The sequence below is a fragment of the Halorubrum sp. FL23 genome, from assembly GCF_052439115.2.
Classification (GTDB): Archaea; Halobacteriota; Halobacteria; order Halobacteriales; family Haloferacaceae; genus Halorubrum; species Halorubrum persicum.
The window spans coordinates 53,168-77,679 of the sequence record NZ_JBQVRO020000009.1 but is presented as its reverse complement, the minus strand read 5'-3'; the positions used below and the strand labels follow the sequence as shown (position 1 = coordinate 77,679).

Annotated in this window: 18 protein-coding genes; 9 read left to right on the top strand and 9 right to left on the bottom strand. The window is 51.3% G+C overall.

The features are described 5' to 3' along the window. Positions 1-103: 103 nt before the first annotated feature. The 3 genes from ACT4MF_RS12125 to ACT4MF_RS12115 form a co-directional block, all read right to left on the bottom strand. The gene (locus tag ACT4MF_RS12125; protein WP_444682798.1) at positions 104-3,307 is read right to left on the bottom strand and encodes a DEAD/DEAH box helicase family protein; all 3,204 of its coding nucleotides are present in this window, start codon (positions 3,305-3,307) and stop codon (positions 104-106) included. Continuing rightward, a complete protein-coding gene (locus ACT4MF_RS12120; RefSeq protein ID WP_444682797.1) occupies positions 3,297-6,377 on the bottom strand; it encodes a site-specific DNA-methyltransferase in 3,081 nt (1,026 codons plus the stop codon). Before ACT4MF_RS12120 ends, ACT4MF_RS12125 begins: the two co-directional genes overlap by 11 nt. Before the next feature lie 522 nt (positions 6,378-6,899). Next, positions 6,900-7,229, bottom strand: coding sequence for a hypothetical protein (locus tag ACT4MF_RS12115; protein WP_444682796.1), 330 nt, complete (start codon positions 7,227-7,229; stop codon positions 6,900-6,902). A gap of 1,160 nt (positions 7,230-8,389) precedes the next feature. On the opposite strand from ACT4MF_RS12115, the gene ACT4MF_RS12110 reads away from it, so the two are divergent. Continuing rightward, positions 8,390-9,223, top strand: a complete 834-nt coding sequence (locus tag ACT4MF_RS12110) for a hypothetical protein (RefSeq protein ID WP_444682795.1) — start codon at positions 8,390-8,392, stop codon at positions 9,221-9,223. 216 nt (positions 9,224-9,439) lie between these two features. On the opposite strand, the gene ACT4MF_RS12105 is transcribed toward ACT4MF_RS12110, so the two are convergent. The 3 genes from ACT4MF_RS12105 to ACT4MF_RS12095 all read right to left on the bottom strand — a co-directional run bounded on the left by ACT4MF_RS12105 (position 9,440) and on the right by ACT4MF_RS12095 (position 12,705). After that, complete coding sequence (locus ACT4MF_RS12105) at positions 9,440-9,814, bottom strand: DUF8160 family protein (protein ID WP_512053295.1); 375 nt, start codon at positions 9,812-9,814, stop codon at positions 9,440-9,442. 46 nt (positions 9,815-9,860) lie between these two features. Then, complete coding sequence (locus ACT4MF_RS12100; protein WP_444682793.1) at positions 9,861-10,631, bottom strand: ParA family protein; 771 nt, start codon at positions 10,629-10,631, stop codon at positions 9,861-9,863. Positions 10,632-11,415: 784 nt separating this feature from the next. Beyond that, positions 11,416-12,705, bottom strand: coding sequence for a hypothetical protein (locus ACT4MF_RS12095; protein ID WP_444682792.1), 1,290 nt, complete (start codon positions 12,703-12,705; stop codon positions 11,416-11,418). A 1,837-nt stretch (positions 12,706-14,542) separates the two neighbouring features. Between ACT4MF_RS12095 and ACT4MF_RS12090 the strand changes: the two genes are divergently transcribed. Both ACT4MF_RS12090 and ACT4MF_RS12085 read left to right on the top strand, forming a co-directional pair. Continuing rightward, on the top strand, positions 14,543-15,493 hold the full coding sequence (locus tag ACT4MF_RS12090; protein WP_444682791.1) for a hypothetical protein: 951 nt from the start codon (positions 14,543-14,545) through the stop codon (positions 15,491-15,493). Between the two features lie 507 nt (positions 15,494-16,000). Further along, the gene (locus ACT4MF_RS12085) at positions 16,001-16,498 is read left to right on the top strand and encodes a hypothetical protein (RefSeq protein WP_444682790.1); all 498 of its coding nucleotides are present in this window, start codon (positions 16,001-16,003) and stop codon (positions 16,496-16,498) included. Between the two features lie 592 nt (positions 16,499-17,090). Here the strand turns inward: ACT4MF_RS12085 and ACT4MF_RS12080 are convergent. Then, on the bottom strand, positions 17,091-17,468 hold the full coding sequence (locus ACT4MF_RS12080) for a hypothetical protein (protein ID WP_444682789.1): 378 nt from the start codon (positions 17,466-17,468) through the stop codon (positions 17,091-17,093). Positions 17,469-17,772: 304 nt separating this feature from the next. On the opposite strand from ACT4MF_RS12080, the gene ACT4MF_RS12075 reads away from it, so the two are divergent. The 3 genes from ACT4MF_RS12075 to ACT4MF_RS12065 all read left to right on the top strand — a co-directional run bounded on the left by ACT4MF_RS12075 (position 17,773) and on the right by ACT4MF_RS12065 (position 19,426). Further along, positions 17,773-18,276 carry a hypothetical protein gene (locus ACT4MF_RS12075; RefSeq protein WP_444682788.1) on the top strand — a complete coding sequence of 168 codons (504 nt, stop codon included), beginning with the start codon at positions 17,773-17,775 and terminating at the stop codon, positions 18,274-18,276. 127 nt (positions 18,277-18,403) lie between these two features. Continuing rightward, complete coding sequence (locus tag ACT4MF_RS12070; protein WP_444682787.1) at positions 18,404-18,859, top strand: hypothetical protein; 456 nt, start codon at positions 18,404-18,406, stop codon at positions 18,857-18,859. Positions 18,860-19,168: 309 nt separating this feature from the next. Next, entirely contained in the window at positions 19,169-19,426 is a 258-nt protein-coding gene (locus ACT4MF_RS12065; RefSeq protein ID WP_444682786.1) for a hypothetical protein, read from the top strand. Positions 19,427-20,162: 736 nt separating this feature from the next. Here ACT4MF_RS12065 and ACT4MF_RS12060 read toward each other — a convergent pair. Continuing rightward, positions 20,163-20,864, bottom strand: a complete 702-nt coding sequence (locus ACT4MF_RS12060) for a recombinase family protein (protein WP_512053294.1) — start codon at positions 20,862-20,864, stop codon at positions 20,163-20,165. Positions 20,865-21,206: 342 nt separating this feature from the next. On the opposite strand from ACT4MF_RS12060, the gene ACT4MF_RS12055 reads away from it, so the two are divergent. Further along, on the top strand, positions 21,207-21,515 hold the full coding sequence (locus ACT4MF_RS12055; protein WP_444682784.1) for a DUF7437 domain-containing protein: 309 nt from the start codon (positions 21,207-21,209) through the stop codon (positions 21,513-21,515). Between the two features lie 325 nt (positions 21,516-21,840). Here the strand turns inward: ACT4MF_RS12055 and ACT4MF_RS12050 are convergent, their stop codons facing one another. Next, a complete protein-coding gene (locus ACT4MF_RS12050) occupies positions 21,841-22,086 on the bottom strand; it encodes a hypothetical protein (protein ID WP_444682783.1) in 246 nt (81 codons plus the stop codon). A 266-nt stretch (positions 22,087-22,352) separates the two neighbouring features. Between ACT4MF_RS12050 and ACT4MF_RS12045 the strand changes: the two genes are divergently transcribed. Next, positions 22,353-23,546 (top strand): DUF4238 domain-containing protein, encoded by a 1,194-nt coding sequence (locus tag ACT4MF_RS12045; RefSeq protein ID WP_444682782.1) that lies wholly within the window; start codon positions 22,353-22,355, stop codon positions 23,544-23,546. 276 nt (positions 23,547-23,822) lie between these two features. Beyond that, complete coding sequence (locus ACT4MF_RS12040; RefSeq protein ID WP_444682781.1) at positions 23,823-24,077, top strand: AbrB/MazE/SpoVT family DNA-binding domain-containing protein; 255 nt, start codon at positions 23,823-23,825, stop codon at positions 24,075-24,077. The last annotated feature ends 435 nt before the right edge of the window (positions 24,078-24,512 follow it).

Sequence of the window (24,512 nt, the reverse complement as noted above, 5' to 3'; positions counted from 1 at the left end):
ATATCAGTCGCAGTTACGGTCAGCACACACTACACTCGACACCGAATACGACTCAGAAGCTGGTTCTGGAATGCCGTCCGATAGAATATAGATTCTACTTCCGTTATTCGGCGTTCGTTTCCTTAGGCTCTGTAGACACACCCCCAAGGACATCTGTTACGATCTGATTGATCTCGTTTGGGAAGTAGAGTCCTACGTCGTGAAACTCTTCGCGGGTGTCCACCCGCGACAAATCTCGAAGGTTGTTTAGACCGGTTTGAGAGATGACGTAGGAGTGTAGCGAGACATGGTCTTTGTCCGTGCGCTCCGCTAATTCGCTCTCATATGAATCGATCCCGTCGTAGAATTTGACGCGGTGATCTTCGAGCGGTTCCCCTTCACGAACCATGCCATGCGGTTCTAAGAAAACGATATGCTGTTCGTCTTCGTTCTGTAACCACATGATGAAGTCGGGGAAGAACCGATTCCCATCACTGAGCAATCCGACTCCTTTTCCGCGAGATTGATTTCTGAGTAAGTACACCTCCCACGAGCCGAGGATTTTCTCACCGTCACCGGATCTGAAATAGTTCCTTAGGTTCCTCACGAACTGCTCCTCACCTTCGTTCAGCGGTGGTGGCGAATAGTCAATGTCATCTTCGTCAACGCCCGTCTCCTCGGCGATGAGTGGGAGGTACAGGTGACGATCGAAATGAACCCGATTTGGTTTTCCATTAGAAGTTGTATACAACGAGTCATTCTCGACTGTCTCCTGTAGCTCGCTCAGGAAGTCTTCGGCGCTTGTTTTGACGGACAGTGTGTGCTTCTCGAGGAAGTTTCCTTGCTCGCGACTAAGCTCATCGTCCATTGAAACGTAGGACAACTGACTCTGTTCCCAATTGCTCTGCTGCTCAGAATAGAAATCCTTGATGTACTTCCGGAGGATCATAACGGCAATCTGCTGCACCTGCTCAAGATCATCGAAGTGATTGACTTCAAGCATTGACTGCGGGCAGTACAAGGTATAGTACTCGTTTGAGAGTATCTCCTGTAGCGTTTTTTTCTCAGAGATGAGATTCCGGTAGCCCTTTTGTTTGCGGAATTGCCAGACCTTTCGATAGATCTCGTGCCAGTCGAGTAGATCAAGATACTCTTCTGGTATTGTTCGTGGCACCTTCTCATCGAAGTCATTGGCAGATTCATCGCGAGACGACAAGACTCCAACTTGGGGCATGATGTCAATCTCAGGTGTGAGGTCGGCTGTTGCTTCAAGCTCAAGGCTGACCTCGTCAGCGTACTCCGAGTCTACCTCCGGGCGTACAACAAGTAGTCCCTGATTTTTGAAATGATCTTGCGTCTGTGTCTCGATCTCTACCACATCACGCGGATCCGTGTCGATACCCTCATCGGAGAGGTAATCTCGGAATTGCGCCATGTAATCGGCGCGAACACCGAAAACATTCAGCGTCTCCAAGAGAGAGAGATTCGATGACGGATTGGCTTCGAGTTCCGAAGATCGCTTAAGAGTTCGGTCTTTCCCCAGAAGCCGAACCCCTCTTCCAAAGAGTTGAATGACCTGAGAGCCTTCGCCTTTTCCGAAGTTCATTAGCCCCATCGTAGAAACACGCCAGGAATCCCATCCCTCGATGAACTTGCGTGATCCCATGAGAACGTTAATTGATGAGTCACGCTTGTTGATCGAGCGAAAGAGCGACTTCTTGAATTGATCTGATTCGACGGTAATATGTTCGTATACACCATCGACTCGATCGAGGAATACCCGGTCCCCACCGATGTTGATTACGCCGAAGTAGTCATCTGTCCCGCTCGCTCGAAGACCAATCTCTCCATCTGCGTTCTCGATATTGACGAGGTCAAGGCCTGATGACGCACGGACGTGGAACATCTCCTCCAGTAGCTGGGCATATATTTCCTCGCCGTCAAGGCTGGTGGCACGGAGTGCCTCAAGTGCGTCCCCAAACGGGTCGATTTCATCGTCGTCAACCAGGCCAGCGTCCTTCTGAAGAACGCGATCGATAACCTTCGGGACCCAGTTATCCTCGTTCTTGAGGACTCTTGCCATGAAGTCCAGTGATTTCTCGACGTCGGAGAGGGTCCGGTCTTCATTTTTGCTGACCTCAGATTTTGTCGTTGCGTTTACCGTGTGACCGATGAAGACGAGAAGCGGGTATCTGATATTGTACGTGTTTCGGATTGTCTCTGGGTCTTGGTTGAACACGTAGATCTGCTCGTAGTAGGTGAGTAGGTTCGCGAGCAGGTACCGATCACGGATGTCGGTGTCGACCTCACTCTCGAGATTAACGATGTGGTAGTCCTTTCCGTATCCGTCATCGTAGAACCGTGGATACGAATAGTCGAAGAGGATCGACTTCCCGTACTCTTCCTCAACATCGACGCTTGCCTTCGAAAGTGCTTGCCCAAATGTCGCACTGTATTCGAAGGTAAACCCGTCTTCGGCGAGACTCTCGCGGAGCTTCCGCCATGTCTGGCCCTTTCCAGAACCCTTGTGGCCTTCGTCGACGAGGACAAGGTTGTTGTGACCGAACGACTCCACTTCGACGCTGAGACCCTCACCACTCTTCTCTTCGACCAACTTCTGGATCTCAATGACCTTGACCGGGTTTTTCCCTGTACTCTGTAGTTCGATAGTATCGGCGTTGAAGTGGTGACACGGAATACTGCTCTCGCGCAGGTCCTCAATGTGCTGCTCTGAGAGACCCTCATTCGGTGTCACAAGGAGAATGTTCTCAGGGAAGTCATCCGAGTCCTCCACGTAGTCGAGGTACTGATAGTAGTTGATATGCATGAGCAGTGTCTTCCCACTGCCCGTTGCCATCCAGAACGCCAGTTTGTCGAGGTCGCTATCGTCGAACTCAGGGAATTTGATAAGTCCCTTTTCGTCGTTCTGCTCGTTAACGAATTCGTTGAGGTTGGTCAGAAACGCCTCTCGGTTGTTCACCACCCTATCGAGATACGCCTCCGTCATCAGACACGCCAGAACCTGGAATGGCTTCAGCGTGATCGGGTCCGATCGGCGTTCGTTGAGTGCTTCAGTGTGCGTTTTGACGTTCTCGTCGTACCGAAGCAACTGTTCGGACGTTAGAACCTCACTGTCGGATTTGAACGAGACGAACCGATAGACATCGCTACGCCCTTCGTCGTCGTACCCCTCTTCTTGGTTGTCCAGTTCTTCGTAGTACTGGCGGACTGAGCTGGGGTCGTTCGGGTTGTCGACGCCGAAGGCGTCACGGAAGTAGGCGGTCAACGCCATTCGCTTCCGGAGCTTCTCGAGCGCACTACGCGACATTGGGACCCTCCTCCATCTGCTCTCGGAACGTAATTTCGAGCGGTTCTGACTGCGTGATTTGACTCTCGCCGTTCACGTAGACGCGGTCGTACGATTCGGTGTCAAACTCGTCGTCGAACCATTCTTCCTCTTCGTCGTAGTCTATATCCTCTGTCGGTCGCCATGCTGTGAGGGCTGTTTCAATGCCCGACTCTGTATCGACCTCACACTCGGTAACGACGTATTTTCGGTCCTGATGCGTCTCCCGCCAGTATTGGCGGACGTCGGCTCCGATGAGGTAGTGAAACGTCTCGACGAGGTCGACGGTCGTTGGTTCTCGGCTCGTCCCATTCTGCTCAATCTTCAACTCGTGGTTGAACGGCTCCTCAAACGAGCCTTCGGGAAGAAGTGAAGCACTATCTTGTGATTCGAAGTCAAGCATATATCCCGAAGTGTAGTCTTCTACTTCCTCCTCCAAATAATCCTGTAAGGGGCCACTGGATTCTCTCAGAGCGATATTATTGAGCGCATCCTCGTAAGATTCGAGACGATGATATTTAACGAGATGTGTCTGACCATCTCGATCTTCAGGCACACCCTCATCCCAATCATCCGAGAAAACACGTTTCTGAATTCGGGGTCTGAGAACAGTATCGAAATATTTCCCCATCTCAACCATGATATAGTCGCGGTTTCCTCCGTCCTCGCGGTTCAGTTGTAGGGTTGCAATTGCTGCTGTCCCTGAACCCGCAAAGAAATCCAAGAGTGTGTCCCCCTTGGACATCGAGACTTGGCTAACCCGCTGTACGAGCGAGGTCGGCTTTGGATTTGAAAAGGTTCCTCCCAATCCGAGTGAGGCGAGGTCTCTCTGTGCCTTCTGGTTGTCACCAGCGAAATCTCTTGACCAGATGGTTTTCGGCACAATACCGCCCATTTCGTCCAAGAATACTTTCTGTCTGGGCTTTGTCTTCTCTTGATTTTCTCCCCACCAAAGCCGATCTTCCTCTACATTCTTTTTGTGTGTTTCTTGATCGAACGCCCAGACTCGCGTCTTACTGGGCCAAATATCTTCTCCTGTCTTCGGATGTTCGATAGGATAGTATAGGTTAGGTCGTTGTTCAGCAGTCTTATTGCAAGTGTATACAACTGACTGCCAAGGCCCTCTGGGATCACCATCGGGGTTTGTGTATGCTTTGTTTTGATCCTCAGTTCGAGGGAGAGGGTGGATTTCCCATTTTTTCTTGTCCTTCGCCGTGACCAAGAGATGGTCATGCGATGTACTGAACCACGTTGCATCGTTTTGACGGGCATATTTTTTCTCCCAAACCACATTGGCAACGAAATTCTCTTCCCCGTATATATTATCTATAAGTTGGCGTAAGTTGCCATGTTCATTATCATCAATGTTTGCGAAGAAGGCTCCCTCACCAGATAAGATCTGGCGACCAATCTGAAGTCTATCCGCCATCATAGATAGCCACGACGAGTGCTGGTAGTTGTCCTTGTAGATGAACTCGCGTCCACCAGTGTTGTACGGTGGGTCGATATACGTGCAGTCAACCTCATTACGATACTTCTCCATAAGGAGATTCAGTGCCTGGAAGTTCTCGCTATTAATCAGCACTCCGTCCGTGGCTTCTTCAATATCCTCGAATGAAGACAAGAGTTTCAGCTTGAACTCGTCGTCGAACAACGCGGTGTCGATCATCACGTAGGGGTGGTTGTTCAAGAATGACTGATCGAACTCACCCTGCCACTTCAGATCCATATCCCAGTGATCTGTATTGTAGACATCCTGCCATTGTTCCAGCTGCTCGTCGTTTTCAAGAACCTTGTCGTACAGGTTGTCAGGGACCTGGTCAAGCGTGACCATGTAGTCGGTCTGTACGACGAACTTCTTCTTCTCGAAGAGCCGCTTCTGGAAGTCTTCTATCTGCGCAAGGAATGAGATGATGCGTTCCGCAATTTCACGAACTGTCCGAGCCTGAAGCACCGGAGGAGACGAACCGTTATCCGCCTTGATCAGTTCGTCGACGTCGAGTACCTCATTCTGGAGGAAGAATTCAAGCTCGCCCTCAAGGAACTCTTGGAGGTTCTTGTGGACAAAGTAGTCCATCGAGTTCTCCGAGACGTACCGATTGAGGTGGCTCTTTAGCACTGTCGAGGTGGCGTTGTCATCCTTCTCAGCGGTGAGGATGCGTTCCGCTACCGTTTCCTCAACGTAACCTACGATACGCCCTTCGAGGGCGTCACACCGCATATCGGGCGTCATGTGCGCGAAGGAACTTCGGTCGTCGCCCGTCGCCTCGTTGTATGCCTCGACGTAGTCGTCCGCCTCGTCTTCGGTGATCTGTCGGTACTGGAATCGAATCGTCACCATCTGCTCGTCAGCGTCCATCGCAACCGGGTTGCCACGACCGAGAACGAAGTATCGACTGTCCCCCTTGACGTTGTCCTGTGGCACATCCGCCTCCTCTAAGCGGAACTCGACGGTCCACTCGTTGGCATCAAATCGATACTCCGTGAAGTGCTCGCTCGTTTTGACGTAGTACTGGTCATTGTTCGCCCAGTGGAAGTACGTCTCTTCTCCGTTGTACGGGACGTAGTACTTCGAGTCCTTCGAGGAGATCCGGCGCTTGGTGTGAAAGTCTCCGTCCTCGTAGTACCGAGAGAAGAATCGGTACAGGTCGTTAAAGATGCGGGCTTCTGTCTCCTCAGCGACGGCGACATGTTCTCGGGTCTCCCAAAGGTCCTGATACTCTTCAAGATCCTTCTGTCCCAGGTTTGCGTATTGATCTTTTAGGGAGCCATCAGGATTGAAGATGTTGTCTTCCCAGCCCTTCTGAAGTTCTTCGGCTTTCTCTTCGAGTTCCTCTTCTATCTCGGTGCGCTTCGCCTCAGCCAGAGATTCGAGACTCTCGTCGACAGCGTCAAGAAGATCCTCTTCGATGAATTGCTCAATTCGATCTCGACGCTGGTTCAGTATCCGGTAGACACCAAAATCGAGATCGGCAGCGTCGAATTGAAAGAGATCCCGTAGCAGTTCCTGAAGCTGTTCTCGGTTATCGTCTCCTGTAGTTTGCGTAGACATAATTAGGTTCGCGACTGGGGAGTCTATCTAATTGGTCTGTATCAAGGACCGTAATCCCGCCGCTTTTGTTGGATGGCCTTCCTGAGAAATCTAAATACTATTCGATTCAGTGGTCCCATCAAATTCAGTGACTCTTGGTAAATCGACGGTTAGGACTGAGCGCGCAACCACTAAGCACGGAACGATCTCGGTTCTATTCGGGATGAGCAACATTTCTGAAGAGGCCGCTAATTGGGCGCGTGAAATCGGCTATCGCTGCCCAGCGTGCGGTTCTAAGGACTTCTGGCCGGAAAGCCTAAAATTCGAATCTGTTACATTTCCGAACAGAAGTCATAAAGATGTGAGATACACTTCCAGAGACTCAAGCCCACCTCCAGCGACTCACTTGGGGTGCGACCGTTGTGATGAGAGAATTGTCAAGGATGGCAACTTAGTTGTGGGTAAGTAATGCCCAGTTGAGCGAATCCACGAAGAGCATTATTGTCTTGACGACTTCTGAGTATCACCGATTTTATTTTTGGATTAGCAGCTATCGTCACGAGCCTCCAAACACGACAGCAGCTTTCGAAGTTGCGTATCTGACTCAATTTCTCCAAGATCAACCATCAGCGGGGTACCCTCTATTGGCACGGTGTACATCGCTTCCATCGTTTGCTCTTCGAAGCCGAAATCTTGGAGATCGAGCACACATTCGACCCGGTAGTCCGGATCAACCTCTAAGACCGCGAGACGTTTTCCATGGGGTCCTTTGTCTCGTTCGGCGATGTACAGGCTTGTAGCGTATCCTGCAGTGACTGCGTCCTTGATCTGTGCGAGTGGTGGGATTTGGGCTTCAATTTGTGATGTCATCATATATTGATCCACGATCTTGTGAGTTAAACCCTCGATAGAAAATAACTAACACGAGATGCCATGGCTCTATTCAGTTTCAACAACGCAGTAATCGGGTTCCTTCCCCAGGTTTAAGATCAGCAGTTGACCTCAATAACACGGGGTGGTAGCTCCCGGTTTGGGGTTCTGTAGCCCCGGATTAGTGGGCCGACCGCTCAGATCCATCTGAGAAGATTCTATACGAATCCTGTTGAAATTCAGTTTCGTCAGCATTTGCAGCCAGTGGCGGGGGGATTACACACGGCAAGTCTAATCTATCTATGATTGACTTGCCTGATCTAACCCGGTTACTTTCACCCACACTGTCCACGCTGGCCGTCTTCGTGTTCCGAAATCACGGTATCGACTGATGGGTAGAATAATCGCCGCTTGAATCGATCATACCGACTCCGATCGACTATCTCCTCATACGTCTCGCTTCGGCGTCGAAACTCATCCTCGCCGAGCTGGTTGAGTGCATATCGTTCCGCACGGAGTTCCTCTTTGAATTTCACCCGACAGAACAACCACGAAAAGACGGTTGACAAACACAGCGAGAGAACCAGCAGTCCAATCACTTATGGTATGGGGTTCGTTGCCGCAAACAAGCCGAACACAACTACGAATCCAACACTTACCCCAGCAAGTAAGAAGGTCAGCGTTGTCCCGAGAAGGAACCACACCTGATTTATTCGACTCCGAGCTGCGTGTCCCCGCTCATGGAGAAAAATGTACTCTACAACGTCTTGTGGGAATCGCTCAGTAAGATTCTCGTTTAATCTGATGGTGTTGAACACTGTGGCTTTCGCCGGAGCACGCATGATGTCGGCTGGTATCCAGTATACATGCTCTGAGACTCCTGCGGCTTCAATTTCCGATTGCCTACCGATGTATGTAGATGGGAGTACTGAAATCTGGAGTAGACGCAATATGTCTTTCCTCACTCTACTGGATAAAATGCTCGTAGTATATGAAAATTCTTTGTAAGATTGGAAGTAACTGTTCACTATAGGCGCTCTGTATTCAGCATAGCCCGCTAAATCATCAGTCACTGAGGATTTTAACAAAGCCCTAATATACAACCCCCAGCGAGAGCGACTGATTTTTGAGTGTTTTTAGCCCTCCTCGATTGCGCCACTATAATGAGTGGAGTACTGCCGGCATCTGTACAGGACAAGCCAGTAGATGGGATGATACTGGCTGGGTTTGGCGTGTTCCTCATTGCGGTACATGTGTTACTCCCCGAGTCACTTCGAACAGTGTTCGTGTTCACGTATGGTGAACCGTCAGTAGTGACGGCATGGACAGCGGCGACACTGTATGATAGTTGGTCGCACCTATTGTCGAACCTCGCGTGGTACGGAATCGTGATCAGTTCCACATACGCACTTCTCGTTAAGCAGGGGTATCGCCGCGTATTCTGGCTCGCTACAGTTGCGTGTGTCGTGATTGGGCCGCCAGTGACAAAGCTCGTTGATTACTGGGTTCTCATGGTTCAGTGGGAGGTCGTTGCCAGATCAACGACGGCAACCGGGTTTTCAGCTGTAGTGAGTGCGTTCGGTGGCATGCTGTACGTAGTATTGCTCGCAACGGTGACAGCGCAGTTTGGATATTCTGTTGGCGTGGTAACGGCGGGGACGCTGGCAGTCGCGTCGCTCACAGGGTTATCGATCACATCCGATATAGTACCAGAAACAGCGGCTATCGGCCTTGTTGCGACGAGCGGGGTTCTCTTCATTATTGGTGTGAGTCGTGTCGATCTGGTGCAGCGGGTACGACGTGTCTGGATGCAGAACGGTGATGTCGGTGTACGTGTCGGTACCGGGTGGGTTGTCCTGGTAGTGCTGGTTTCCCTGTTATTCCAAATTGACGTTCAGGGAGGGCGGTTCGTGAATGTGGTTGCGCATGGAACAGGGTTCATGACTGGAATGATAGTGACGACAGGAGTGTTCGGCTGGCAACAGAACGCCACATGATCGAGGCTAAGACAGAGTCACTGGAGTGACCTCAACACATTAGCTGACAGGACATACACGGCTCTCGTGGACTCTGTCGAGGGCGAACTCGCAAAGTTGAGCGATGAACGACAGTGACTGGTAGTCAGCGTCAGATATGAATAAACCATCTCTGAGGCAGTCACTGGCTGCAGCTTGGTATCAGGTACAGAAGATCATTATTGCCCTGTGGACGTGTCAGCTCAACCCGAGTTGCTCCCGGAGGGCGTCCTCATTCAGCCCCTGCTCAAGCAGATGTGGGTAGTACTGTTCATGCTTCTTCAACGTCTCTCCATACTGCTTTTGGTACTCAATGTTGAGCTGTAAGTACGTAGCTTCGATCTCGGATTTGATCTCATCGGGAAGATAGAAATTGAGATTCGCTCGGTCTCGAACTGATGTCCCGCCTACCCACTGTAACCGTGATTCAATGGTGCCATTTTGATCTACTCTCTCTTCCGTCTCTGGCGTTTCTGACGCTTCCAACGTTTCTGACGTTTCTCCTGTTTCTGATGTCCCTTCTGCTTCTGACGTCTTCTCTGATTCTCCAGAGGAATCTGTATACCGACGCATTCGCTCAGACGTCGCACGCTTTCGTCGTCGAGAACCCTCATCACCATCAGACATCACGACAACCCCCAGTGACTGCCTCTGCAAGCCGACGATACTCTGATTCCATGCCACTCGTCTCCCCATGCTCGAACGTCGACACCCCTGCTGACTCAGCACGCTGGAGAGCCACCCGAGTTCGAATACCAACGACTGGAACACCAAAGTCGTCCAACCACGAAACCATCTCCTTAGATTCGCTATCAGGACGGATCCCATTACACACGACGGCAGAAACTTCAGGCACCTTCCCGAAGTGATCCTCGAGTTCATCGAGTTGATCCAACAGGAGGGTGATTGATCGTTTCGACGATGATCTCGCCTGGGCAACAGGCACAAGCTCATCCCCAGCGAGGACCGCACTGTCAGTCACTGGCCCCAGTGATGGGGGCGTGTCAACCACAACATAGTCCCAACTCCCCTTTTGACTCTGAAGCCATGACCTGAATCTCGTCGGATCGGTGATGTCCTGACGTGCCATAACCATCTGGCGGTGAGCTGGGATCACATCCATCTCGTCATGTTCCGCGACGAGATCACCGATGTCAGGATCGCTGTCACTGGAACCGACGAGAGCATCGTAGATACTCTGACTCTCGCTCATGTACTCCTCCCGAAAACCGAGTGTCTCCGAGGCATTTCCTTGCGGGTCAAGATCTACGAAGAGGACGTCCGAGCCAGTGACTGTAAGCGCACCAGCGAGATTAATTGCAGTAGTAGATTTCCCGACGCCACCTTTCTGCATCGCGACACAAATGACGGAAGCCTTTGAATTAGGCATACCATCTGGCACCGCCTTTCCGGGCTTAAACCCTTGAGCGACGACACCTTCACTGGCGGGATCGAGGGTTTTGGACACCCTCTGTTACGCAGTAGGTCGCAGATCTACTGAGCTAATCCACCTCCCCCGAGATATTGAGACGGCCAAATACACCCAATAGGTGGTATTTCTGTGGAATATCATTCCTTCAGTGTGGGTGATAAATCTCTCCAGACTTCGAATCCCGAGCGGAAACGCGGGGTGTGTCGCGGGCCGAACGCAGTCACTGAATGAATCGGGAGTAGCATAGACACTGACCGCGCGCCACGACTCGCAGGGGGCGCTCCCTACGGTCGTACACATACAGCAATACAGCATGACTTCAGCGATTGCTGAGTCATCCAGTTTGTGACTGGAACGCTCTCGGATTCATCATCCGTATCACTCATCCGACTTCATTATCTCCCTATTCCTCTTTTTCACCGAGTTCACCTGTTTCGCCTATTGGATCGATTCCACTTGTTTCACCTACTCTATTTATTACGACTATTTTGACAATCAAGCCGATTCCAGTGACTCTCCACCAAGAGCAGCTTGTATGACACAACTCACGGGATACCACCCCGGTCATACGTCAGTGACGACCGGGACGCCACCCTCAAACATGCCGACCAATTCAACTAACCCTCCCAGAGTCACTGGCCAGTGACTCTACGAAAAACACCGCGCCAAAAAACAGAACGCCAGAAACCAATAGATACTGCCGCGTCAGATACAAGCCAATCCTCGGAGTTTGATCTCGTGATTACGCAGCGTCCATCAGCACATCCTTCGCATTTTTCACCTCGATGAACGCTTCACTGGTGTCGCCCACGTCAGGGTGCCGTTCAGAGGCCAACTCACGGTACTGGGAATCGATCCGGTCTTCCGTGAGATCACCATCACCCATCTCCATCACCTCTCGCGCATCCGAGACACTCATTTCAGAGTCAGAGTGAACAGAGCGATCAGAGGACTCAGAGGCGTCATCATACGAGTCGGCAACGTCTCTGAAGGTATTGAGGTACTCCTTCATGTCCCCCCACAGATCAGCATACTCCTGGGTCCCCTTGTCGTTCTCATTAAGCCGCTTCGTGTGCGCCATGATGCGGCTAAATTCAGAACCAGCGTCACCGAAGTCATCGCCGAACTCAGCCTCCAGAAGCCTAAGAATTTCACTATCAATAGTATTCATCACAGTAGTTTGATCATCCGCCGTCAGCGACGTGTGAATGCTATCTGACTTCCACTGAGTCGGAGTAATGTGGAGAGACGTAACTAAGAACCGATTCACGAACTTAACGAGACTGCGGAGGTACGACTGTTTATCCGTGTAGTATACCTTCCTAACCAACTCATCATACCCGAAGACCATGTGCGACCAATCATCCGGGTACTGAATCTTCTCCTTATCAGTTAAGGCGGATTCAGCATCACCCATCCGCCTCTTGTCAGCCAATTTCAGTCGGATTCGCTCCATCAATTCGTCGGTGAACAGGCCTTCCGGGGTGGTCGGGTGCGCATACAGATGCCCTTCACGCACCAACTTCTTCAGCGCGCGTTCAGCCGTAACCTTCTCCACCCCGAGTTTCTGAATCGCATCCAGAACCTCAAGCCGAGTCGGTTCGTGCATCTCCTCGATCACGCTCAGGTAGACGTGCTTTCGTCCTTTCTCGCCGGTCTTGTTGTCGCTGTACGTCGACGCAATCGCGTCCGACTCCTTCCACCCAGTCAGATTCGGTGCGGTAACCGGCGTGCTAACATCCGGATCGAAGAAGTCGTCATCCGGATCTGCGAGGTTCACAGCATCCGCACCGCTCTTCGATGGTTCGATGACTAAGTCAGAGTCACTGGCGGTGTCCAGCACATCCTCGTCAGACTCGTCAATGTCCGGGTCGTCAGCTGCGTCTCCCGGCATCCCGTCGCGCTCGATCAGCGCATCCAACGCATCACGCACGATCTGCGTCTTGCTATCGCCGTCTTCGACACGATACTCTACGTACTCTGCCCTTTCGCCGCTGACAGCGGCAGAAAGGCGGGCGTCAATTTCGGGCACTGTTGTGTCCTATCTGGTACTGCTGTCCACTCGTATATAAACCCTCGATGCGATTTCATTTCAAAAACAGCCGTCTATAGACAGAAACACCTGAAAACACGGGTTTCACCTGATCATACCCCCAGAAACTCATAACTGAGAATCCTTATACGTACATTCACGGGGGGCTAAACCCGGTGAATCCCTGAATCGCCCTGTTTATAAAAATCGAGGAGATTTTTGTGTGAGCAGTTTCGGTGATTCGCCCGAACAGTCACACCCCGACACAGAAATCATTGATACACGCACGCGACACACCACGAGGGATCCAGTGACTCTTGCTCCCGGTACCGCACTCGACCCCAAACTCGGGATGTCACGCGCGGAATTGACTTTGTAAGTGATTCTGGACTGATTTGTGTCGGTTCGCGACCTCTACGTTCAGTTTTCGTCGTCTAATCCGATTCCAACCCGCCCTTCTTATTATCATATTAGTTATTATTTTATAAATTCACTTTCAAAACAGATGGTAAAGACGTTCTACTCTCTTTCAAAGAAACACGGGAGAATTTTGTGTGAGCATTATCGGAGCCAAGCCCAGACAGATTCTCGACCCCGTCCAATCCCCCCGAAAACACGCCGAAAACAGTTCTCGGACGCGCTGCCTCTCCTCTTTTGCTTATTCGGCGGTTAGGACGGTCTCAAACCCGTCCTACCTCGTCCTCGGATTCTCTCTGGTAATCCTCAAACGAAAAAGCTCGTCCTACGGGCCAGTATTAGTCATACTTACTTAAGTCTTTCCGTAATTTAACTTACTATTAGAGAAAGGGTTTGTTGTAGCTGTGGTTGTTGCTGTCCCGACCCTGCTGAACTACGAGTAAATACAGTTAAGCTACGAGTGACGTGGGTAACACGCGAGATCAGCGAAAGTTGGTGGAACGAGCGTGGTCAGCAGGCTCGGGCCGCAGACGCGAGATCGCTCACACAAAAAATACCTTGATTTCTTTGAAAAGGTGAAGACGACTTGAGAAGGCTGTTCAGGAATTATATTTATAAACAAATAACTTAAGTGATATATCTTAAGTGGTAGAGAACGACCTTCTCACCCACATCAGGGACGCGATAACCGACGAAGAAAGGAGGTTGAGTGCGGTGCCGGGAGAAAGAGTCACTGAATCCTCGGCTAAACTCCCCGACCGTCACCGGAAAATCGACGCCGATCACGAGAATCACACATTGAACCCGAGAAAACACGGTGAGCTGGAGGAACAGATCACGGGTTTTACCCCTGTCACGGTCGGCACGCGAGGGTTCTCGGGGTGTTTAGATAACGAGAATCACCGAGTGTCTGGGTGGGGTGTCACTGCTCGGTCGAATCACCGAAACTGCTCACACAAAAATCTCCTCGATTTTTATAAACGGGGTGATTCGCGGGCCTCAGTGGGTTCAGGTCTGCGTAGATACACGTATAAGGATTTCAGTTAATCGCGGGCGTGACGATTGACTACGTGGTGATCCCGTGGATTCCAGTGACTCTTGCTCCCGGAACCGCATGGCGTCGACGCGAACCGTGATCGATGATTGGTCACTAACTATTTACGTCGGGATCTGGTAGTATAGAGTGCAGTACGGCGGACTATCACGGTCTGCCGCTTCGCGTCAAATCATCGGGCACTGTTGATTGACGCAGCCCGCTTCCAGAACGTCCCTGCGGCTGACAGACGGAGGGGCGATACGCGGGCTTTCTCATACTCGTGATTTCTATCTGGTTTGTAGTGACTCTTGATCTCGTACCAAACATGTATATAGTGAATGCCCAAGCCCAACCGCTATAAGCGGATGGACTATGCTCGCATTTGTGATGACGAATGACTCTAAGACGCTCGCAGAAGACGCACAGATCCGAGAATACGCCGAAAACGGCACCCTCAAAGCCTACAACAACGAAAAAGAAAACGAACACATCATCAAAATCACCGACGAGCGCGGACAAACCACCCGAACGACATCCGCCACCCGCACCGCAGTCCTCGAAGGCGAACAACTCTGGACAATCCCGAAGAACTGGAAACACTTCGCCACCGACCGTGGACACATCATCTACAGAATCCCCGAGACAGACGTGTTCGTGTCTGTTTCTCGGCCTACCGGCCCTGTGTCCGGAGCAACGTACACCGTGGAGACTCTCGGATCGCTTTATCTCAAGCCTCAATCTGGAGTCTTGGATCGAGAGGGGGTTGTGGAGTGGGTTGAGTCGCTCGATGAGGATGAGAACCCGGATCTCAAAGAGGTAGCAACGAAGCTACTCGACAACTGGGACGAGTTTGGGCAATTTTGGTTTAATGTCCTACAAACCTACGGCAAATCTGAATTGAATGACCAATCAGACCCCAACGATCTCGAATCTATTACCGGACAGCACGGTCGTGTGACTGCCGACATAGACAACAACAAAAATCTCAATGGGCTTGTCAGACACCGTATTTCGTCAGAAGACGGTGTGGTAGATGATGATCTCGTGGATGAGTTAGTCACAAATCTCCGAGACGTGTTCGATGTGAACGACCGGATTCATTTCTATTATGGTGTGTCTGAAAATGAAGACAGGCTGCCGGATGGGTACCGGTACCGGGCGTTGGTAGAAGCCGCGTGTAGCTCTGCCGAAGCGGGGGATTACCTGATGACTGAGATTCACGACATGTCGCAGTCGGAATGGGCTGAGTCGCGCAACGTAGACCCGTCCACGGTATCGAAGAACGTGAATGCTGCGCGCCTGAATCTGGATGTGACGATTGCCCAGAGTCACTGAATCTGGATTCTTATTTTGTGCGTGTGCTGTTCCGCTCTTCCAGTGACTCTTGCTCCCGGCACCGCATGGCGTCGACGCGAACCGACCACGAGTCACTGCGACTTCCATGGTGGACGCGAGTGATTGTACGGTCGCACGCAGGGTGTCCAGGTGCCGCGCACGCACCGGATGTTGAGGCGCGAGTGCCATTCCTCGGGTGTGGCTCGGACGCTCCCTACGGTCACTACAGCAATCCGATAACAGTGATGACAGCTACAGCTTTCCGAGGGTGAATGGTCGCTTCAGTTCTGATTCCCTTGACTTGTTCCCTCACGTAACTCTTCCGTCCTCTTCTTTTTCGCTTTCGTCTACTCTTTGCTCTCCCCGGCAATACCCCGAAATAAAAAGCGTATGTTCAGCAGCATCAATAATACCTGTTCAACACGCCAACTAATCGATTCATTCTCTAAGTTGCCAGGTGTCATTACTAAAGCGTTCATAAGTATGTGTGGACTATTATTAATCGCAATGTCAAACATTGCTGCAGCGAAGACGGTCAAGCTCACACAAGCAACCATTCGGGAACTCGACCAGCGGAATGATGGCCAGAATTCAGTTGACGATCTGATCTCTGATCTTCTTGCTGACACCCGGGATTCTGTCACGATGGCAGAATTCATCGATCTGCTTGTTGAGGAGGTAGAGCCTTCCCAGATTGCTCTCTATGAAGACTTCTCTGGTCTTCTGTTCGTCGTGAACACTACATCGACGGAAGAAGAGCTGGAGGCTACTGTAGAAGGGATTGACGCGGTAGAAATTGATGATGCTCAGTTCTGCTTTGACGTCGAACATGATCCCGACCCTCCGCAGAATCTTGGGCGAATTTCCCTTTACACTACTGTACAGCTGACAGAAGTGAATGAGGGCGGTACTGGAGATAGTGTCAAGCAACCTGTTTCACGCGAGGAGGGAGTCGAGAAGGTCGAAGAATGGGTACGGGGCAACGAGAAATTGAAGTCGCTGTGAACTGCCTAACTCGTTGAAACACTTCAGCAGTAACGCCTCCCGATCGGTGGCGACCGAAATTTCTGCCTCGATGTCTCGGCGCAGTTGCTCAAGTCCTTCGTGGGTGTGTTCTTCGGCCAGTTCCTGGACTTCCTCGGAACGGCTCCACCCCTTTCGATCATGGTACTTCTGTACGTGTGCGCTGAATGAACAACCCTGCGTCAGTGGCTCGGAATTGGGTGTACTGACTGGAACGCTGATTCTGGGTAGTTTGACCCATTCAAAAGGGAAATCCCCAAGAAGAATCGATGGCCTCAGTTCACGTGGCCAATTGTTCGCTGAGCGGCCAGCAACCTCGATTCTCTCATCAGGGATTCCATCAAACACTTGGACAGACCTCACGAGCGGTAGGCTTCTCCTCGTGTGAGGAGCATTCGCTTGTACAATCATGGGGAATAAAAACTGTCCAAATCACTGGTTAGAATAGTTATGTAGCCTATTTTTGGCATATTAGGTGGAGTAGACGTAATAGGTAGAACAGGTAGAATAGATGTTGGGCGACGCACACAGGTACAGTGACTTTTGCACTCACTCGTCGTCAACGTTCCCAGAGTCACTGAACCAGCTGCACCACTGTAGAGAACACGATTGATTGTATGGCCGTGTTTGGGGTGTCCAAGTGCCGCACACGCGCCGGATGTTGAGGCGTGAGTGCCATTCGTCGGTCGCGGCTCGGACGCTCCCTACGGTCGCTTCCGCAATAATCAGCAATACAGCAATGACAGCTACAGCTTTTCTGGGGGTGATTGGTTGCTTCTGATTCTTCTTTCTTGTTCCCTTCCGTGACCCCTCTTGTTCGTTTTCTCTCCTGTTCCTGTATCTCCTGTTTCTCCCTTCCGTGACCCCTTCTCTTCTTCTTCTTCTCCCGTTCTATTCCTCTCCTCTCCCTCACCGTTTCTTCTCTCCTCTTCTCCCTCACGTCTCTATTCACCCTTCTTCTCCTCTTGATCTCTGATCTTTCTTTTCCCTCCGTTTTCTCTCACCCCATTTTCCTCTTCTAATTTCTATTTCCACCTTAGTATGCGAGGCGTTTTGGTGAGTTACGTGAGTAGGCCGATATTCTACTGAATGAGAGCTACCCGTCTCGCGTTGCGCGTTGCGCTCAACCACTACGCGCAACTTACTCGCGGGTGTGAATCGGAACCACTGAGGTTTCCTGATCGGTTTCATACGCGGTTCGAGTAGGGAATCCGCGCAACCCTTAAGAGAGTTTCTTCCACACCGAATAATGTAAGATGGAACATAACAATACGAAACTCGATGGTGACGCACTCCGCGCATTAGACGCCCTTCACCGGCAAGATGACCACCGCCTCAACACCAGTGAAGTCCGAACACTCACCGGAATTGAGGATAATGACAAAACCCGTCGTCGCTTGCTGAAGCTCTCTGAGGCCGGTCTTGTGGAGATTGATGAAGATGAACGGGCGTCCACGCCCATCCCCCCGAAGCGAGCTACGCTCACCGATGAAGGGGTGGAGAAGGCGGAGAAGTGGAATCTCGACCCGACTGCCACGGACATCCGTTCCCCCGAACATCGACTTCAACGGGTTGAGCGGCAGCTTGCTGTCGTGAATAGGCGACTGGATTTACTGGAGAAGTCGGCAACAGGCAACTCTGATAATATACCGGAGCTGATTGAGGCGCGGCGTCTCGTGGCGACTATAAGCAATTACGCGGTGGATGAACTGGATGCGGATCTCGGGAAGTATTACCCGTCTGATCTGGGCGAGGCGTAGTCAGAGTCACTGGCCGACTGAGTTTTCTGGCTCTGTTGAAATCCCATCTTCAGGCGGATCTTCGCATGAAACAGCCGGTTATCGATTGGGAAGAAAGATTATAACGCCACTATTGGCAAAATGGACTATGCCCTCCCGACGTGATGTAATAGTTGTATTGCCTCTATTTCTGGCGGGTTGTACCGACTTACAGAACGGGTTTAGTTCGGACAGCGGAGGCGACGAAATACCCTCTGTAGACCAAATCGCAGGAGTGTATGCTGTACTTGTTACCGAGGGCTACGAAGATGAGCCGATAGTCCATTACACCGACAACCGAATTCACGGAGTTGCGGCTCTTCAGACGCTTATCGAAATGGGAGTAGATACAGAGCCACGAACGAACGGTAACAACCAAACCACTGAGCGCCCTGAAACGGTACTCATAGGCCACGACGATGTTTCACAAGACGACCTGTACGAAGCTGTAGAAGCTCTATATGAACTCCCACATCAAGAAGTACGGCCCGGTTGGGGGGTACCTCGGTGGTATATTGAACATCCCGAACAGGTACTCAGAGTATCCTACGTTCTCTTCGACTGAACCCCTCAGATGTAATATCCTATAGGTTTCCTGACTATGTCTTCTGTATCTCGCACAAGGCTCCTGACACAATGTAGGCAAATTCGTGCTGTGTGTCGGTGTTTAGATCACCTATATTGACCGCAACCGAGTCAGATATATCAAATTCCGAGGGTTTCAACAGAGCCGAATTTCCCCTGATTTGTCTGTCTCTCGGAATCACCACGGTAAACGGCACCCTCACAATCGGTGTTTTTAATAATAGTCAAAAAGATGACAAATAACGCCGGAAGGCACGGCTATAATTTCTCTTACTGCGACACCCAATCGATGACAAAAATAACAGTCGACATTGACGAAGACCTGCTAACTGTCCTCCCATACATCGCGGAACACTCCGGCAAAGACGTTGAGGAGATCGTCGAATCAGGAATCCGTGGGACCCTCAACACCCACTCTCAGCAAATTCTTGACAATCAATTCGCTAACGCTCAAACTCTTGTTAAAATCATTGAATCGGATGAAGGAACAATTGAAGCAGCTCGGAATGGAGAATTTGAACTCCCCATCGGAACAGAACACGAGTAGAGATCTTCTGCGGAGTCTCTGTTGAGATCCTCAATAGGTGATACATTCTGACCCGGTTGTGGTCAGTACAGGGAACTCACGGATCGTTCAGTACAGAGTGTTAACTTACCAGAAAGAACTTATCTGACATCCGTAACGTATTGAGTACACAGATGTCTTGGTCACGACGGCGGCTCTTACAGCTTTGTAGTCTCTCTGTCCTCGTAGGATTCGCCGGCTGTACGTCGTTACCATTCGTTGGAACGCTTGGGTTCAGACTTCGGAACTACACCGATGAAGCACACGACGCACGGGTCGAGATTCGAGTTGCCGGACAAACAGCGTTTGAGCAGACATACCAACTACCGAGTGCGAGCGGAGGAGATCCATACGTCCACACGGAGACTAACGCCGTCTCCGGCATTCCGAGCAGGATGCCGTACACCGTATCCCTGTTCCTCAATGGAACCGAAATACAGACTCTCAAAACGACTATAGATTGTACAGACCGGAACTCGCAACAGATAGACGAGGAGATCGACATTAGCATCGGGTTCGGTGGGGGCGATAGCGTTGAGATGGCAGATACACAGTGCTAAGTTCGCAGCCTTTAGCGACCGGCTGTTTCACACAATAATAGATCTGAAGAATGGGTTTCTAACAGAGCCATTTCAATAGGTCTCCTATCTTTGCTCCAGTTCAGTGCTGTTGCTACCCACAGACACCAGTAGCGCGATTAATAGTCACGGTCACTGACTTAATCTGCACTGGAAACAGCGGGGTGATTAGCATCCAACCGTGTTAGGTACAATTCACGGTTTTCCCGTATAATATTCCCAACTCCACTTTTCGAGATTGTACCGATCTCGTCGGAAATGTTGCGGTACGACAACCCCCGCTCGCGCAGCTCGAATACCCTCTCAATAATCGGCCACTCATCCATATCCTTGACAAGATACTCGCCCTCTGAGTCGAATTCAAGTCCGAAGGGAGGGGTACCGTGATAGTACCCTCTTTCGCGTCGATGCTCTACTGCTGCCTTCGACTTCTCAATCTCTTTGGCCTTCGTCTCTGCCTCCACTACCCGCTGAATCCGGAACGTAAGTCGGTCATCGGGGACATCTGATACGAATCTGAGTTCGCATCCACCTACGAGCGCGGCGTGCTGAATCACGCTAAAATACTCATCTCGTGCGATCCGCGTGTCGTCGTGCGCGATCAAGTAGTTCCATTTTCCTGCACGCAACCCGGAAATCAGTTCCTGCACCTCGGGTTGGGCATCCAGCCGCCCATTATCGTCTGAGTCCTTGTAGAATAAACTGAAGCCCGAGGTGTTCCCGAGGTCGATCGTGTCGAGTGAGTCTGCACCGAGTTCCTCAGCTAACTCTCGCGTGTTGTTTCGCTGTTGTTTGAGTGAGATGCTGTCCTCCGTTCCCTGACTCTGCCGGATGACGCGCACTACGTCAGTCATCATCCACCTTTGTAATTTTGAGAGATTTTCCTGAGTCGACCGACCATTCAACTTTTTCGCCAGCCAATTCCATCGCGTCACCGAGAGATTTTGGGATTCTGATCCGGTAGTACCCATCGCTGTCTTGGACGACTGTTGTCTTCGAAGTTTCAGGCATCTTCGTACTGGGTACAAGGTTGTACCCACCCTTGGATCTGTTGGGCATGGCCCCGTGGTGGCGGCCTCGTGGACACACCATGGCAACGCTCGCGGCAGATAGCCGGATCACATCACGTCATCACATAGCACGCAACACCAATCGTAATCCGTGACGCGAACAGATGAGACATCATGACAAACACCGACACCGACGAAATCAAGGACACCGACACTTTCGAGGCGATTCTTGATGCCGCTGATCACCGAGACGACATCCAAGCATTCCGCCGCAAACATGGCGATGAAAAGCTCGCGGAAGCCCTGGTCTTGACGATTGATCATCTCAACGGCAGATTAACGAAGAGAATGGCAGCCACAGAGCTTGAGGTGAGCAATTATGCCGGAATTGCGATCACGGACGAGATCGAGGAGATTGTGTACGCGAGAGATGGTAATGATCCGTGGCTCGACACCCAACTCCGGGACGATGCCCTCGATTAAACAACCGCCGCTTCCTGATCTTCTGGAGTTCTGTTTCTTTATAACTAATACACCCTCCACTGTTTCCTAAGTTAACGGGCGATAGAAGCTCTTAGGTGTTAGAAATCCGGTGAATCTATAATTTAGGGGCCGACACCACCGTTCCCTAAGTTCTTAGTCAGGACGTTGGCAGTCGCTACCAACACACAGATACCACTCTACCACCTAATCACAAGACGGGGACGGGGGATCGGGCGCTGTAGGAGGCAGCCCGGTCAAGTCAGAGGCATGTCCCCATCTCCATTTCCTCAGATATACACATAAACCACAGGTAGATTCGACAGACTCAGTCGCTGAATCCGAGTCTGACCTGTGTCCCCGAGGCGTCACTCATCTCCAGCTGCTCCTGTTCTCGATCCAGTCGCTCGGCGAAGAGTGCCACGACGTACTGATGACTGCGATCACGGTACGTTTCGTAAGTCTGGTCGCCGACAGTGATGTCGTGTAGATCGGTCGTCCACGGAACGACCTCGGATCGACGCCAACACCAACCACCATCCACCCGCTCCGGCTCGGCCAGTGACTCAGCCACTACGCAGTAACAGTCTCGTTCCGTTCACCTCTCGACCGCGACTGGGTCATCCGTGACCAGGACAGTGTACTGCTTCGCGCCGGGACTGGCGGTCGCGGGAGCGACGGGTTATCGTCGCTGAGCCGATGATTGTCGTCGATGCGCTCGCGCTCAATCCCGGGGTCAGGCACGACATGATGCGACACCAGTTCTGACTATCCAGGTGTTGAAACGTCCATAATCGGGGGTGTTTCTTCTGCGCATTTAATACGTATCCTCGACGATACGTGAACCCCAGATCGTCGTCACTATTCAACTCAATCAGACTCATAATCTACAGTAAATTCATAGATGTCCAACCCGACTCCGAGATAATGCCGGCGAGAAAGAAACAGCACTACGTTCCAAAACTCTACATGCGGGGGTGGTGCCCCGAAACTGAGAAACTCCCATCCTATCAATTAGACCGCCGTCAAGAATTCCCTCCGACATCGATTCACTATCTCTGCTACGAGGACTATTTCTATAGCGACGACGCTGAGCAAGAAGAAGCGACAATGAAGATGGAGGACCGGTTTGCGGCTGTCCTCCAAGACTTCAGAAACGAGCAGACGCTCTCCGCATTAGATAGTGAGGAAGAGTGGATGTACGTTCTCACATTTTTAACTCATACGCATAAACGAACGAAGAACGCAAAAAAAGAGTCTCAGGAATTGACTCACGAACTCCTCCGTCTCTTGCTCGAAGCAAATGAAGGCGCTATGGAAGGAGACGACGAAGAGATGCGTCAAACAGCCTTAGAGATGCTGGAGGAGGACAAAATCCAGGTCAAAAACAGCCCCGCATTCCCAATGGGCGAACTTGTCTCGATGTACGGGCCACTATTGATTGGAGATCTGAAAGTAGCATTACTGAGAGACGCTACCGGGATGGGATTCATCTTTTCTGACCACCCCGTCGTACTGGATAATCCGATGTTTCAGGAGGAAATCAGGGGCACGAAAACAGGATTCCAAACACGGGGCATACAGATATTCTGCCCAATCTCTCCCGACCTCACGCTCATGATGTACGATCCTGATTGCTATCGCATTCCCGGTACCGGTGTAGTTGATGTTGGGAGCGATGTTGTGACTGATCTGAATAAGCTCCAAATGGTGAACGTATTAGACGCTGTCTTCTATCAAACCGAGGGACGGGAGTCAGAGATGCGTGTTCTACATGATGAAGTAGAAGATTTGCGACCTGAGAATATGACTGATGTAGATCGGTTTGATGCGGATGATCCACGGTTCGACACAAATAACGAGGTGTTTGGGATAGGCTCGACCGCCCCTGGTTTCTCCCCAGAACTGCCCTTTGTAGAGGAATTAGATGCGGAGTTCGCTCTAATTCGGTCACCCGAGATGTATGCGAGATACAAATCGATGATCAAGGACGCACGTGACTCTGCCAAGGAGGAGCTGACAGAAGATGAGTAGATGTCCAGCCCCAGTTTCGCTACTCACAGCGGGGGAGTTCAGTAGGTACCACTCACAACAAGAAGTGTTACTGCGTGATTGGTTCGAAAGCCGTGTGTAGTACCGCGAAGGTCGCGTCTCCTGCTCCCTCCGAGAATTCTTCATGTAATAGGTCTGGAGCCATTACCATCTCTCTCCGTGCTTGCGAGAGGATTTCTTCCCCGTTCTCTCTGCGTTCTCAAAACTAACAGTCACTGGGATCTGATTTGAAGTACCTCTACTTCCGATACGTACCATATGACCGAATCGGACGGAATAGTCGCCGTCGTCACGGGTGAGGGGCGAGTGACGATTCCCCGGAGAATCCGTGACAAGCTCGACATCGATACACCGGGGCGTGTCCGCTTTGTCGAACACGAAGACGGAGAGATCATGGTCAAAGCCGTGAAACGCCCCTCGGAGCTGCGGGGTGCGCTCACAACTGAGGAGATTGAACAGGAGACGTCGGCTACGGAGATGCTCCGCGAGGACCGACAGCGAGACAAGGGCTGACTTTCGCACACCCCGGGTTTCCGCTCGGGACCACCGGATAGAAAGTCTGGAACCCGCGTTTATCGGAGATTAAGTTACCGGAACACCCTGCGTTTCCGCTCGGGAATCAGATCACACACACCCCGGGTTTCCTCTCGGGACCGGTGTATAGAACGTTTGAAGCGTGCGTTATTCGGGTTTTAGATTTACTGGGGATTGGACCGGGTTTCCGCTCGGCTTTTGATGAGAAAAGGTCGGGGACACACCCCGGGTTTCCGCTCGGGATGTAATTCTAAATACACGATCCACACCCCGGGCTTCCGCTCGGGAATCAGATCACACACACCCCGGATTTCCGCTCGGGACCGGTGGATAGAATGCTTGAAACGAGTGTTATCCGGGTTTTAGATTTACCGGAGGATCAACCGGGTTTCCGCTCGGGATTCAGGCACACAC

Coding starts and splice junctions, on each gene's coding strand:
- ACT4MF_RS12125 (WP_444682798.1), bottom strand. CDS start 3,307: ATGTCGCGTAGTGCGCTCGAGAAGCTCCGGAAGCGAATGGCGTTGACC.
- ACT4MF_RS12120 (WP_444682797.1), bottom strand. CDS start 6,377: ATGTCTACGCAAACTACAGGAGACGATAACCGAGAACAGCTTCAGGAA.
- ACT4MF_RS12115 (WP_444682796.1), bottom strand. CDS start 7,229: ATGATGACATCACAAATTGAAGCCCAAATCCCACCACTCGCACAGATC.
- ACT4MF_RS12110 (WP_444682795.1), top strand. CDS start 8,390: ATGAGTGGAGTACTGCCGGCATCTGTACAGGACAAGCCAGTAGATGGG.
- ACT4MF_RS12105 (WP_512053295.1), bottom strand. CDS start 9,814: ATGCGTCGGTATACAGATTCCTCTGGAGAATCAGAGAAGACGTCAGAA.
- ACT4MF_RS12100 (WP_444682793.1), bottom strand. CDS start 10,631: ATGCCTAATTCAAAGGCTTCCGTCATTTGTGTCGCGATGCAGAAAGGT.
- ACT4MF_RS12085 (WP_444682790.1), top strand. CDS start 16,001: ATGTCAAACATTGCTGCAGCGAAGACGGTCAAGCTCACACAAGCAACC.
- ACT4MF_RS12075 (WP_444682788.1), top strand. CDS start 17,773: ATGGAACATAACAATACGAAACTCGATGGTGACGCACTCCGCGCATTA.
- ACT4MF_RS12070 (WP_444682787.1), top strand. CDS start 18,404: ATGCCCTCCCGACGTGATGTAATAGTTGTATTGCCTCTATTTCTGGCG.
- ACT4MF_RS12065 (WP_444682786.1), top strand. CDS start 19,169: ATGACAAAAATAACAGTCGACATTGACGAAGACCTGCTAACTGTCCTC.
- ACT4MF_RS12055 (WP_444682784.1), top strand. CDS start 21,207: ATGACAAACACCGACACCGACGAAATCAAGGACACCGACACTTTCGAG.
- ACT4MF_RS12040 (WP_444682781.1), top strand. CDS start 23,823: ATGACCGAATCGGACGGAATAGTCGCCGTCGTCACGGGTGAGGGGCGA.